This is a genomic window from Halorientalis sp., assembly GCF_028275115.1.
GTDB lineage: Archaea > Halobacteriota > Halobacteria > Halobacteriales > Haloarculaceae > Halorientalis.
Map to the genome: position 1 here is coordinate 74,757 of NZ_JAQCNH010000029.1, position 12,921 is coordinate 87,677.

At 67.4% G+C, this 12,921-nt stretch carries 9 protein-coding genes and 1 pseudogene; 5 read left to right on the top strand and 5 right to left on the bottom strand.

Translation table 11 applies throughout. The features are described 5' to 3' along the window. Window positions 1-44: 44 nt before the first annotated feature. The 3 genes from Q0964_RS04990 to Q0964_RS05000 are packed head-to-tail and all read left to right on the top strand — an operon-like array spanning window position 45 to window position 2,944. The gene (locus tag Q0964_RS04990; RefSeq protein WP_299264220.1) at window positions 45-941 is read left to right on the top strand and encodes a thiamine-phosphate synthase family protein; all 897 of its coding nucleotides are present in this window, start codon (window positions 45-47) and stop codon (window positions 939-941) included. After that, window positions 941-1,603, top strand: a complete 663-nt coding sequence (locus tag Q0964_RS04995; RefSeq protein WP_299264223.1) for a class I SAM-dependent methyltransferase — start codon at window positions 941-943, stop codon at window positions 1,601-1,603. The genes Q0964_RS04990 and Q0964_RS04995 overlap by 1 nt, the downstream gene beginning before the upstream one ends. A 36-nt stretch (window positions 1,604-1,639) precedes the next feature. Continuing rightward, window positions 1,640-2,944, top strand: a complete 1,305-nt coding sequence (locus Q0964_RS05000; protein ID WP_299264225.1) for a hypothetical protein — start codon at window positions 1,640-1,642, stop codon at window positions 2,942-2,944. Window positions 2,945-2,946: 2 nt separating this feature from the next. Here the strand turns inward: Q0964_RS05000 and Q0964_RS05005 are convergent. Together Q0964_RS05005 and Q0964_RS05010 are read right to left on the bottom strand one after the other, a co-directional pair. Beyond that, window positions 2,947-3,705 (bottom strand): annotated as a pseudogene (locus Q0964_RS05005) (DUF7001 family protein). A gap of 67 nt (window positions 3,706-3,772) precedes the next feature. Next, complete coding sequence (locus Q0964_RS05010) at window positions 3,773-5,779, bottom strand: hypothetical protein (RefSeq protein WP_299264228.1); 2,007 nt, start codon at window positions 5,777-5,779, stop codon at window positions 3,773-3,775. Between the two features lie 122 nt (window positions 5,780-5,901). Here Q0964_RS05010 and Q0964_RS05015 point away from each other — a divergent pair, with 122 nt between their 5' ends. After that, the gene (locus tag Q0964_RS05015; RefSeq protein WP_299264231.1) at window positions 5,902-6,591 is read left to right on the top strand and encodes a class I SAM-dependent methyltransferase; all 690 of its coding nucleotides are present in this window, start codon (window positions 5,902-5,904) and stop codon (window positions 6,589-6,591) included. Window positions 6,592-6,766: 175 nt separating this feature from the next. Here Q0964_RS05015 and Q0964_RS05020 read toward each other — a convergent pair whose 3' ends face one another. Next, window positions 6,767-7,687, bottom strand: coding sequence for a sulfide-dependent adenosine diphosphate thiazole synthase (locus Q0964_RS05020; protein ID WP_299264233.1), 921 nt, complete (start codon window positions 7,685-7,687; stop codon window positions 6,767-6,769). Between the two features lie 152 nt (window positions 7,688-7,839). Between Q0964_RS05020 and Q0964_RS05025 the strand changes: the two genes are divergently transcribed. Then, window positions 7,840-9,675 carry a histidine kinase N-terminal 7TM domain-containing protein gene (locus Q0964_RS05025; RefSeq protein ID WP_299264236.1) on the top strand — a complete coding sequence of 612 codons (1,836 nt, stop codon included), beginning with the start codon at window positions 7,840-7,842 and terminating at the stop codon, window positions 9,673-9,675. Here Q0964_RS05025 and Q0964_RS05030 read toward each other — a convergent pair. Both Q0964_RS05030 and Q0964_RS05035 read right to left on the bottom strand, forming a co-directional pair. Next, the gene (locus tag Q0964_RS05030) at window positions 9,672-12,140 is read right to left on the bottom strand and encodes an AAA family ATPase (protein WP_299264239.1); all 2,469 of its coding nucleotides are present in this window, start codon (window positions 12,138-12,140) and stop codon (window positions 9,672-9,674) included. The genes Q0964_RS05025 and Q0964_RS05030 overlap by 4 nt on opposite strands. After that, window positions 12,140-12,886 carry a 4-phosphopantoate--beta-alanine ligase gene (locus Q0964_RS05035; RefSeq protein ID WP_299264241.1) on the bottom strand — a complete coding sequence of 249 codons (747 nt, stop codon included), beginning with the start codon at window positions 12,884-12,886 and terminating at the stop codon, window positions 12,140-12,142. Before Q0964_RS05035 ends, Q0964_RS05030 begins: the two co-directional genes overlap by 1 nt. Between the last annotated feature and the right edge of the window lie 35 nt (window positions 12,887-12,921).

Consider the following 12,921-nt stretch of genomic DNA (forward strand, 5'->3'; position numbering starts at 1 on the left):
GCGGGAGCAGGATTTTTATGCCGGTTCGCGTCGGAGTGGCAGCAATGAGATTCATCGAGGAGGTGGTGGTCGAGGAGTTTCTCCCGACCTTCCGCTCGATGCTGGCCGAGGACTTACGCGGGCGAGGGTTGACCCAGAGCGACGTGGCAGACCTCATCGGCATCAGTCAGAGCGCCGTCTCGAAGTACGCCCACGGTGAGGTGGCGCGGAACCGGCGGCTGCTGGCCGACGAACGGATGGTGAATCTGGTCGAGCGGATAGGGGATGGGCTGACCGACGGCGAGATGAGCCCCGTGCAGGCGCTCGTCGAGACCGAGGTCGTCATTCGACAGCTCGAGCAGGGGGACGTGCTGGCACAGCTTCACCAGGACGAGGTGCCCGAACTGGCTTCCTACGGCGGCGCGTTCGACGTCCACGACCCCGACAGCGACGTTCGCGTGGCCGAACAGGCGCTGGCCTCGGTCCGACGGGGTCTCACGGTAATCGAGAATACCACGGACTTCGCCCGGTACATCCCGGCAGTCGGGACGAACCTCGTCGAGGCCCTGCCCGACGCGACCGGTATCGAGGACGTGGTGGCGGTGCCCGGTCGCATTATTGAGTTGAAAGGGCGCCCCGAGATTCCCGCCGAACCTGAGTTCGGCGTCAGCGAGTACGTCGCCAGCGTTCTCCTGACCGCCCGCGAGCACGGTAGCAACGCCCGCGCCGCGATCAACGTTCGCTACGATCCCACGGTCATCGACACGCTCGAATCGCGCGGGCACACAGCCGCCGAGTTCGACGCCGAAACCGGCATCGACGACGCCATCCCCAAAGCCCTGGTAGCGACCCCCGACGCCGACATCCTCTACCAGACCGGCGGCTTCGGAATCGAACCCGTGATCTACCTCCTGGGCGCCGACGCGCCGACGGTCGCCCAGCGGCTCCTGGACAGCTTCTAATGTCCGATCTCGACCGAGTGCGGGAGTTCTACGGCCAGTGGGCCAGCCTCTACGACCGACTGGCGACCGCGCCCGGCGTGCGGTCCTGGCGACGCCGGGCGGCCACGGCACTCGAGCTCTCGCCGGGCGATACCGTCGTGGAGATGGGGTGCGGGACCGGCGCGAACGCCCCGTTCCTGCGCGAGCAGGTCGGGTCGGCGGGGCGAATCGTCGGACTCGACGTGACCAGACCACTGCTCGACCGCGCCAACCGGCGAGCCGCGGCGCAGGGCTGGCCGAACGCGCACTTCTGTGCCGGGGACGCGACCCGCCCCCCGATTTCGGGACCGGTCGACGCTGTCCTCGGGACCTTCGTGCTCGGCCTGTTCAGGGACCCCGCGGCCGTCGTGAGCGGTTGGGTGGACCTGTGTCGTGAGGGCGGCCGCGTCGCCGTCCTGAACTTCCAGCGGAGTGACCGCGCTCTGGCCGCCCCGATCAACCTCGCGTTCGCGGCGTTTCTCTGGGCCGGGTCGCCGGGTTGGGGCGCCCCGGCGGAGTCCGTGACGGCGGCCTTCGAGCGCCGGGTCGGAGCCGGACGGACGGCGCTCGCCGCCCGCACCGACGACCGCCGCTACGAAACGTTCGGTGGCGGCTACCTCGGGTTGCTCTCCGGCCGCGTTTAGGAAGAGTTTTGATTCGTCGTGTCAGTTCGTACTAATATGCCGTCCGCACAGCGAATCGCACCGCTCGCGGTCGCCCTCCTCCTGCTGCTGGCAGGGTGCGGAGCCGGTCCGAGTGACGGCACGACGACGGCACCGTCTGGGACGGATGCGCCGGCGGCGACGGACACACCGGCCACCGACCAGGGAGACACACCGGGTGCGGCGACGCCCGGCGATGACGGAGCGTCCGACGACCGGCCACTCGACGGTGGCGAGGAGACGAGCGGGTACAGTATTCAGGTGCAGAACGGAACACTCCCGTTCGACGTGAACCGGACGTTCGATCGGGTACAGGAGATGGTCGGGACGGACGTGGAGCCTCGACCGGTCGAGATCAGGAACCTAAGCGAGTGGCGACAGGGGCTCCCGCGGATCGCAGCGAACCCGCTCAACGCCGCACTCGGGTTCGAGAACGTCTCCGTGAACTGGAGTCAGCCCTCTGGGGCCACGCGGATCACCGGATACGTCTACGTCCATCCGGGCGCTGGGTCGCCCGCGGCGGTCGAGCGCGTCGTCGCCCACGAGTTCGCTCACACGGTGCAGTACCAGGCGAATATGTTCCCGTGGCTCGACCGACTGCGAACCCAGCGGGTCGAGCTCGACCGAGCCAAGACGTACCGGGCGCTTCAGGAGGGCGGTGCCGTGTACGTCGCCGACGCCTACACCGAGCGGTACCTCGACACGGCGTCGAACTCGGCGTTCGTCCGGGCGCAGTACGAGCAGGGCGGCGCGACTTACCGCTCGGCACTCGCGCCGTACCTGTTCGGCGAGCAGTACGTGGCCCACGTGATCGACTCGCCGGCCAACCTCACGTCGGTCTACCGGAACTACCCGCGAACCACAGAGCAACTGCTCCACAACTACACCCGGAGCGAGGAGCCGGAAGCCGACCTCGCGGTCGATTCGAGCGCGCCGTCGGAATCCTGGGAGTTTCTGGGGAACAACACGCTCGGCGAGATGACGATTCGTCACTCGCTCGGGACCGAACTGTCGTCCGACCGTGCCGCCGCCGCGGCTACCGGTTGGGGGACGGACCACTTGACAGTGTTCCGGTCCAGCGGCGCGGAGAGCCGGAACGGCTGGGTCTGGACGCACCGCTGGGACAGTAACAGTGAGGCCGACGAGGCCATCACCGCGCTGGAGGAGTACGAGGTGGCGCGACGGGCCGACTCCGACCGCGACTTCCGGACGGTCCGGATCAGTGACGAGACGACAGCCCTCGTGTTCGGCGACGAATCCTTCGTCGACGCCGCCTCGGTTGACGGCACGACCGCGAACGTGACCGTACGGGTCGGCTCCTGAGCTTACGCCTCGTACCGTTCGGCGTGTGCGTCACAGAATTCGGGCTCGCGTAGTTGCGCCTCGATTACGCCGGGCTGGCGGTGCGGATTGGCCAGCCGACACCCCTCGTTCGCACAGAAGTCCGCCCCGGTCGCCAGATAGTGGTAGGCCTGCAACACGTACCCCTTGATCGCCTCGACCGTCCGGGGGTCGTCCTCGACCAGAAAGTCGCCCTCGACCTGTTCTTCGAGGACCGCACGCGGGGGTGTGTCGCCGCTGACCATCGCTGTGCGCTGTTTTCTCTTGTAGTACTGTTCGGGCTTGGCCGGGGCCTCGTAGAGGCCAGGCACCGAGACGAGGGCGGGCTGGCCGATGACGTTCACACGCTTGTGCCAGCGTTCGTCGTGGTCGCCTCAGGTCCCCAACACGCGGTCCAGAAGCGGGACGTGCAGGTGGTCGAGTGACCGCTCGTCGGCCGGCAGGCGTTCCCGGAGCGCGTCCTGAACGGCCAGTCCGTCGTAGATGACGCCACCGGCGCGCTCGGGGTGGTCAAGCGCGCGCTCCTCGTAGCGGACGACACCGAGCATCGTGTTACCGGTCTCCCGGTCGTACGGACTGAGGACTCGAGCCTCGGCGAAGGCCTCGGCGAGTTCCTCGTCGTCGGGGCGGTCGAGCAGGCGGTCCCGAACGTCGACGGTCACGGGGACGCGCTCGGCGAGCCAGTCGGCAGCGGCGGCGGCCGGCGTCGTCGGCGTGCGGTAGAGCGTGACTCGTTCGGGCATGTTCGTCAGTCCGTCGGCGCAGAAGTTACAGGTTCTGGGTGACGCTTCGACGCCCGTGTCGCCACGGTCAGTGCGAGCGACGGCGGGCGACGACCGTGCCGAGGATCACCGCGAGAACGACGGCTGGCACGCCGAAACCAGCACCGTCCACGGCCGTCCGGGTCGTTGCCGTCTCATCTCGCTCCGTCGGCACTGGGTCGACGGTCACCGTCGCCGTGGCGTTGCCGACCCGGAATCGGTACGCGCCGACCGGCGGCGCTGTGACGAACGTGATTTGCCGCTCGTCGCCGGGTTCGACGACGACCTCGCGCGTCGATACCGCCGTCCCGTTCCGGTAGAGCGTGCGCGTCCCGGCAGCCGGGACCGCAGCGTCGTTACCGAGCCGCGCGGTCAGTTCGAGGCGACCGCCCGCTGTGAGGCGAGAGGCGTTCACCCGCAGGTCGGAAACGGCCGGCGGTGACGGGTCACGCACCGCGACCTCGACGGACCGCGAACCGACCGTGAGGGTGTACGCCCCCGGGCTGTCGAAGGTGTGTGTGAAGCTGAGTCGTTCCCGCTCACCGGGGTCGAGCGACCCCGATCGGTCGGCGAGTCGCCGGCGGTCGACCGTGAAGGCGGCGTCGAACTCGCCGGTCGCGTCGCCCGTATTCTCGACGAACACGTCGAGCGAGAGGGATTCGCCGGTCGCCAGTTCGACCGACTGGCTGGCGGCGAGCGAGCCGTTGCGGTAGGGGCCATCAACGCGGTAGCGCTCGGCGTCCGGTGTGAGGGCGTACTCGATGCGCGGGGCCGCCCCCTGGAAGGCGCGACGGTGTTCGTTCCGGGTCCACATCGTGGGGATGGCGTCGGTCGTGGTGTACCGGTCCGCGAACCGACCGACCTCGGCGCCGGCGACGTCGGTCACTATGTCCTCGAACGCCGGTGCTGTCAGCGGACCGTTGGCCGCGTTCATGCGCTGAAAGACGGTCTGGAGCCGTCGACCGTCGGTTGCCAGGCGGATCTGTCGGTCGAGTTCGCCCGCCGCGAGCGTGCCTTTCAGGTACGGCGTCCGGCCGGTCCAAGTCGACGGGTTCGCCAGTACCTCGCCCGGCTCCGAGCGAGCGTTGCCAGCCCCCAGTCGGCTGCTGAAGGCCGGAAAGCCGATCCGGTCCTGTTCGAGCGTCAACAGTGCGGCGTAGTACGTGGCGCTAGCCTCGGTGAACCAGCGTGTTCCGTCGTTGCGGTCGTACGCCTGTCGTGTGTGGACGTACTCGTGGACCCAGACGTTGTCCGGCACCCGGAGTTCCTCGTCGTCCTGCACCCACATGGATCTGCCGCCAGTCTGGAGACCCTGCACTGACCACTCGACGGTCGTCGTCGGCGCGGCGAACATGAAGACGCTCGCGTCGCGGTCACCCACCCGTAACGCGCCGGAGGCTGCCGTCACCGAGTCGAAGATTCGACTCCGGGACTCGGACAGCGTCGCCGCCGCCGGGACGACGAGCCTGAATCGCTGGTCGTGGGCCCGGCGAATGTACTGGCCGTGTGGACCGAGAAAGGCGATGGCCTCGCTGGCGACGCCCTCGCCGGCGACCCGCGTCCGCCGGTCCAGCGTGACGTTCCCGCCGCGCCAGCTCCAGGAGACGCTGACTTGTGGCGTCCGGACGAGCGCCCACGGCCCGGCGTCGACGAAGATGAACTCGCCCTGCCCGGCCAGTGGACCCTCGGTTTCACGCGTCTCGTTGACCGACAGCCGGTAGGTGAAGCTCGGTGCGTCCGTCCGCCCGTCCCAGGCGAACTGCCCATCCGACCCGGAGAACCCGTCGGTCTCGGTCACCGTCGCCCTGGCGGGGAGTTTCGCCTCCAGTTCGACCAGATTCTCCGGGTCGTCGAACTGTGCCGTGACCTCGATTTCGCCCGGTCGGTCCGGCGTGAGACGCAGGCGTTTCGTGAGTTGCAACGTCTCACCGCTCTGGGCAGTCGTCGTGTTCGCGTCCGTCGCTCCCGCGGCGTCGGCGGTCGCCGGTCCAGTGACGAAGACACCGAGTGCGAGTGCCGACACGAGACAGAATACCAGCACGCGTCGTCGGTCCATCGACCGACCTGACGGACAGCGTGGACTTAGTTCCGGTGGCAGTCCGGTCGGGCCACCGGACAGCCCGGGCGGCGAACGAAACTGCCCCCAAGCTTATCCACTACTGTATTAGTTCGTACAGTATGGTCGAGGGTGCGTTCGAGGTGGAGGAGTCGTTCCGGTTCCAGGGGCGAACGTTCGAGGAGTACCTGGAGCTGTTCGACCTCGACGTGGGGGCGCTGTCAGGGTCGGTGCTGGACTGTCCGGGCGGCCCGTCGTCGTTCACCGCAGTAGCGCGGTCGATAGGGCTGAAAACGTACGCCGTTGATCCGCAGTACGGGCGGCCGATTTCGGACATGGCGACGGACTGCGAGGCGGCCATCGCCGACACCGAGGCACAACTCCGGGCGAAACGCGACCAGTTCGTCTGGGACTACTACGGGAGCGTCGAGACGCGGTGTCGGTATCTTCGGGCGGCCGGGCAGCGGTTTCTGGCCGATTACGCTCAGTACCCGGAGCGGTACGTCGTGGCCGCGTTGCCCGATCTCCCCTTCGTAGACGATGCGGTCGACAGCGTTCTCTCGGCGCACCTGTGCTTTCTGTACGACGACCGGCTTGGTCTGGACTTTCACCAGGCGGCGCTCGACGAGTTGGTCCGCGTCGCCAGCGAGGAGGTGCGTGTGTTTCCGCTGGCGTCGCTGGATATGACTCGCTCGGAGTTCGTCGCGCCGGTCGCCGAGAGCCTCCGCGAGCGGGGCCACACCGTCGATTTCCGGAACATCTCTTATGAGTTCATGCCGGACGTGACGGAGCTGCTGGTGGTGTCGGTGTAGCGGGGGCGGTCGCTGTGCGGTTGCGGATGACGGCGCAGTCGTCGGTGGGCAAGAGCGTCCGCGCCGCTCCGCGGCGCGGTTCACTCGGCGCGACTGGTCGCGCCGATGTCTTTTTCGCCCACGTTTTTACGAGGAGTGGTGCGCCGTAGGCGCACCCGACGCAGTAAAAAGGTGGTTAGTCGTCAGCAGGACTCGCTCGCGTCGTCATGTCCACGTCCTTGGCGTCGACGCCGAGTTCGTCGAGGGCGGCCTGGGCGGCGCGCTTGCCCGAGAGGAGCATCGCGCCGAAGGTCGGGCCCATCCGCGGGAGGCCGTAGGTGGTCGCGGTGGCCATGCCGGTGACGACGAGGCCGTCGTGGGCGAGACCGGTGTGTTCGACGACGGCGTCCTCGGATTTGCCGACCCACATCGAATCGTGACCGGGCGAGTCGTGGCCGGGCGCGCCGTAGGAATCGTCGCCGGTCTGGTCCATCCCGCTGGCTTCGTCTTCGAGGCCGGGAGCGTTCAGGACGCCGCGTTCGTCGAGTTTCTTGACGGCCATCGCGTCGTGACCAGTGGCGTCGATGACGAGGTCGGACTCGACGGCGATGGGGTCGACGCAGGTGATCTCGCGGGGCAGGGCGTGGACGGGCGTCCAGTTCATGACGATGCCGCCGACCCGATGGTCCTCGCGGATGACGATGTCGGTGAACTCCGTCATGTTCTGCATCTTCGCGCCGGCGTCACAGGTGGCCTTGATGAGACCGGAACAGGCTTCCGGCCCGTTGGCGACGAACAGGCCCTCGCTGTCCTGGGACTCCTTGTAGTCCACCTCGAGGTCGTCGAGGACGTGGTGGGCCGGGCCCCGCACCGTGACCTTGTTCATCAGGAAGCCGCCGAGCCAGAAGCCGCCGCCGAGGTAGTTGTTTTTCTCGACGACCATCGTCTGTACGCCTCGTTCGGAGAGTTCCTTGGCGGCCATCAGCCCCGACGGGCCGCCACCGACGATGATGACGTCGCTGTCGGAGAAGTTCATGAACTCCTCGGTCCACTCTTGGCCGATGGCGCGGGTCACTTCCGCCTCGCCGACATCGCTGAACTGGTCAAAGTCGGACATAGTAGTCAGTGCTACCACCCAGTGATTGAAAGGTGTTCTGGTCGTCACGACGAGGCACCGGCGAGGGTGAGGCCCCCTGTCGGTTCGTCGTCCGGCGCGGAAATAGCGAAAACTCATAAGCCACCGGCCGGACAACACATCGCAACTCTGGAATGACCTGGCAGTACACCCCGTTTCTCACCCTCACGCTCATCGCGGCCGGACTGGTGGGCATTGCGGCGCTGTACGTCGTCCGCCAGCAGCGAGCATACGAGCCGGTGCCGGGCGGATACGTCGCAGTGGTCCTGGCGGTGGCGATCTGCTGGGTACTCCTCACGTACGCGCTCCAGATTGGGAGTGTCGAACTCTCACAGAAGCTCCTCTGGTACAGGCTGGGTTACATCGGGTTCATGCCCGTTCCCGTCCTCCTGCTGTTGTTTACCCTGCAGTACACGGGCCGCGACGGGTGGCTCAGGTGGTGGAGCGTCGGCCTGGTCTCGGTGATTCCACTGGCCATGATCGGGCTGGCGTTCACCAACGAGCGACATCAGCTAGTCTGGTCGAACCCGGAAATTATCCCGAACCGCGCGTTCGCGGCTTTGCGGCCGGAGTACGGCGATGCAGTCGTCGTGTACGTAGCCGTCAGCGTCCTGCTGAGTGGGGCCAGTATCGCGCTTCTCTTGTGGCGGGCGTACGAGTCAGCCGGGATATACCGCCGACAGTCGGCGCTGCTGGTGACCGGGACAGTCGTGCCGGTCGTCGCCGCCGGGGTCTACTTTTCCGGTATGAATCCGCTGCCCGGACTGGAACTCATGACGATTTCGCTGGCCATCACCGGAGGCGCGTTCTGCTGGGCGGTCGGCCGCCACGGGCTGTTCACGCTGATCCCCATCGCCAGTCAGGCCGCCGTCGAACAGATGGACGATGCGGTCGTCGTCATCGACATCCGCGGTCTCGTCGTCAACGTGAACGAACAGGCCGAGCCGTTCCTGACCGTCGACCCCAGCGAGGCCGTCGGTGGCTCCGTCGGTGCGGTCCTCCGTCCGTTCGCGGTGCCGCCCGCGCCCCGGTCGGGGGAGCCAGAAAGTGACCGCGAAGTGGTGACCAACCCCGAGACCGGGCGATCCTACCAGCGAACCGGGACGCCGCTGACCGACAGCGACGGCGTGGTGATGGGGCAGCTGGTCGTCCTGCAGGACATCACCGAGCGCGTCCGCCGCGAGCGCCGGCTTCGTCAGCAGAACGAACAGCTCGAAGAGTTCGCCAGCGTCGTGTCCCACGACCTTCGGAACCCGCTGAACGTAATCAGTGCGCGCTCACAACTGGCCCGCGAGAGTGGCGAGGTGGAACACTTCGAGGCGCTCGACCGGGCGGCCGACCGGATGGACCGGCTAATCGACGACCTGCTCCAACTCGCCCGGCAGGGACAGACCGTCGACGAGACCGAACGGGTGTCGCTGCGCGAGGTCGCCGGCGACGCCTGGTCGCTCGTAAACGCCCCACAGGCCGACCTGCAGGTCGAGGGCAAGATGTTCGTCGAGGCCGACCGCGACCGCCTCCAGCAGGCCTTCGAGAACCTCTTTCGCAACGCGGTCGACCACGTCGGCGCGGACGTCTCGCTGGTCGTCGAACCGCTGGAGTACGACGCCGAACTCGGCGTCGCGTCGGGGTCGACCGACGCGAGCAACAGCGGGAACGACGGCGAGGACACCGACCGTACCCGGGCGGGCTTCGTCGTCGAAGACGACGGACCGGGCATCCCGGCCGAGGAACGGCAAGACGTCTTCGACTACGGACATACAACCGAGGAGGACGGCACCGGCTTCGGGTTAGCCATCGTCAAGGAGATCGTCGAGGCCCACGGCTGGGAGATTCGGGCGGTCGACGGCCAGCTCGCCAGCAGCCACGAGGCGGACGAGTATGGCGGCGCGCGCTTCGAGGTCACCGGCGTCACAACCGCACAGGGGCTGGCTATCGGTGAGACCGACGTAGGATTCGATTTCGGCTAAGTCCAGCCCTCGAGGCTCGAGGTCGTCCGCTCGGCAGCCCGTCTGAGGTGTTCGGCGTCGATGTGTTCGTCGGCCCGCATCGCCATCCGGGCGGCGTTCTCCGCGACGAGTTCGAGGTCACTGGCCGCGTACCCATCGGTCTCGGTGACGATCCCGTCCCAGTCGAGGGCATCGGCCAGCGGCCGATTCCGGAGGTGGACCTGCAGAATCTCCCGGCGAGCCTCGACGTCCGGTGGTGGGACCTCGATGCGCTCGTCGAACCGGCCCGAGCGTCGAATCGCGCCGTCGATGTCTTCGAGCAGATTGGTCGCACCGACGGCCACCACGTCCTCACCGACGTCCTCCAGTTCCGCGAGCAACTGGTTGACCATCTGCTGTTCGCTGGTGTTCATCCCGCCCGTCCGGTTGCCCGCGATGGCGTCGATTTCGTCGATGAACAGGACACAGGGCGCGTTGGCCTGAGCGATTGAAAACAGGTCCGCGACGTTCTGTGCCGGCTTTCCCATCCACTTGCTCGTGAGGTCTGCGGGCGTCACGTCGAGGAAACTGTGGCCGAGTTCGCCGGCCAGTGCGGTCGCCATGTACGTCTTGCCACAGCCCGGCGGGCCGTAGAGCAAGAGGCCGTTCAGCACGTCCAGTCCGTAGTCTTCGAACCGGTCGGGGTCCTGAAGTGGTTCGATCACTGTCTCGCGTAGTCGGCCTTTCAGCTCGGCCATGCCACCCACGTCGTCGAAGTCCATCCCGGGGTCGGGGTCGACCAGCGAGCGAGCGTTCAGGTCCGCGTCGTCCGGTTGTTCGACGTGGTCCGCGGCGTCTTCCGGCCCGCTCCAGTCAGGGATTGAGGAGTCCACGTCCTCGGTCGCCGCCAGGAGATGTGACTCACCGATCTCCTCGCCGGCCCGCAACGCCTTCCGGGCGGCGTTCTCCGCGATCAGTTCGAGGTCGCTGGCCGCGTAGCCCGCCGTCCTCTCGACGACGCCGTCGAGGTCGATCGCCGCTGCCGTGGGCCGGCCTGCGAGGTGGACCTCGACGATCTCCCGCCGGGCATCGGCGTCCGGCGGCGGCACCTCGACGCGCTCGTCGAACCGGCCCGAGCGTCGGATCGCACCGTCTACGTCGTCGACGAGGTTGGTCGCACCCATCACGACCACGTCGTCGTCGCTGGCGCCCTCCAGTTCGGTCAGCAACTGGTTGACCATCTGCTGTTCACTCGAGTTCATGTTCGCGTCGCCGTCGCGTGTCCCCGCGATGGCGTCGATCTCGTCGATGAACAACAGACAGGGCTGGTTGGCCCGGGCGACCTCGAACAGTTCTTTGACGTTCTGGGCGGGTTCGCCCATGTACTTGCTCGTCAGATCGGCTGGACTGATCTCGACGAAGTCCTTGCCCACTTCGCCCGCGAGCGCCTCCGCGATGTAGGTCTTCCCACAGCCCGGCGGGCCGTGCAGCAAGACGCCGTTGACGACGCCGATGCCGTACTCCTCGAAGGCCTCGGGGTCCTCCAGCGGACGGATCACTTTGTGGCGGAGCGTCTCTTTGAGGTCGTCCATCCCACCCACGTCACCGAAGCTCCGTTCGACCTGCCTGGTGACCAGGGACTCGGCGTCCATGTCGACGCCGTCGGGTTGGACGACCCCGCCCTCGCCGTCCGCGTCCTCGTCGCCGCCGAACGACCGGTCCGGCGTCCCGGTCTCGCGGTCGCCGCTCGTGCCCTGCTGGCCCTCGTCGTCCAAGAGCTGTTTCTGCACCCGATCCAGCGAGAGGTCGTAACCGTACTCGGCGAGCCGGGTCGGGTCGTCGGCGATGAACTCCGAGAGCCAGCCGTGGCGTTTGAACTCGCGTTCGCTGGCGTCGGGCTCGCGAAAGGTGAGCATAATCGAACGGTCGGCCGTCTCGCTGCGGTACTCCGCGAGCCAGAAGGGGAGGTACACTCGCGTGACCTCGGTCACCTCGTCGAACCCGGCAGGGTCGAACTCACCGGCGAGGCCGTAGTTCTCCCGGAGTTTCCGGAGGAACACGTCGGCCGCATCGTCCCGTCCGGCGTCGCGCTGACGTGCCCAGTCCGCGACCCGCTCGGGGATGAGGTCGCCAGCGGTGTCGTTGTCCACCTGGAACTGGAGCAACACCGAGGGGCCGAGTTCGGCACCGTCGCCGAAGTCGTAGTCACCGGTCGCGACGTTCAGCAACCGGCTGGCGTCCTCGGCGTAGCGGGCGACCTGTGCGTCGTTGTCCGCCCACAGTCCGTCGAGGAACACGGTGTCCTCGTGCTCCTCGGTGCCGAACCACTGCCCCTTGTCGGTCTCGTAGCGGACCGTGACACGGAAAACCGGGTAGAACACGCGATGGAGGCGTTCGATGCGTTCGTCGTCCCCGAACGGCGTGAGCGCCCGGTCTGCGAGCGCGTCCCGCACGTCGTCGGCGTCGGGGAGCCGGTGGTCTACGTAGATGTACGGCGGCAGCGACATCAGAGATCACCGCTCCGGATCGCGTCCTCGGCCGCGTCGAGGGCCGTCTCGCGGTCGAACTCGTCGACGATGGTTTCCAAGTCGTCGCGGGACGCGTCGGCGAGGGCTCGTGCGTGGTCGGTGATGCCCGGCACCGCGCGGATGATGTTGTCGACGATGGGGACCGCCGCGGTCCGGGCCGACCGCGAGAGCGGGTTCAAATCGATCACGAGTTCGGTCTTGCCCATCTCGGCGAGGGCTTCGGCCCGGTCGCCGTCTTCTAACGGGACCAGCACTACGTCGGCGTCGCCGATGCCGTCGGCGTCGACCTTCGCACGCTCGTGGTCAAGCCCCGGAATCCGGCCGTCGGCGTCGAGGCCTTTGACCTCGCCCGCGCCGTGTTCGCGGAGGTGGGCCGCGATTCGTTCCATCCGTTCGGTGGTGCGGTTGAAGAGGTTGACCTCCAGTTCTGCGTCGGTCGCGTCCGCCAGCTCGACCAGTTCGCCGGGGACGAGCGCAGCGGCGTTTCCGTTGACCGAGAGGACCGGGTGGGCAGCGAGCAGGAGGTGGGCGGCGGCGGCGCGTTCCGCGCGGTCGGCGCTCTCTGTGGTGCGTTCGTCGAGCAGGTAGTCGTAGGCCTCACCACGTCCGTGAGCGATCAGTCCCTGTCGAGAGGTGATCCCCAGGTCGACCCCGTGTTCGATCCGGTGTCGAGTGAGGATCGACTCGTGGCGGGGGTGACTGTCGGGTACGTCGGTCTCGTCCATACTGGGTCAAGTTTCCGACGGTATGAAAAATCGCC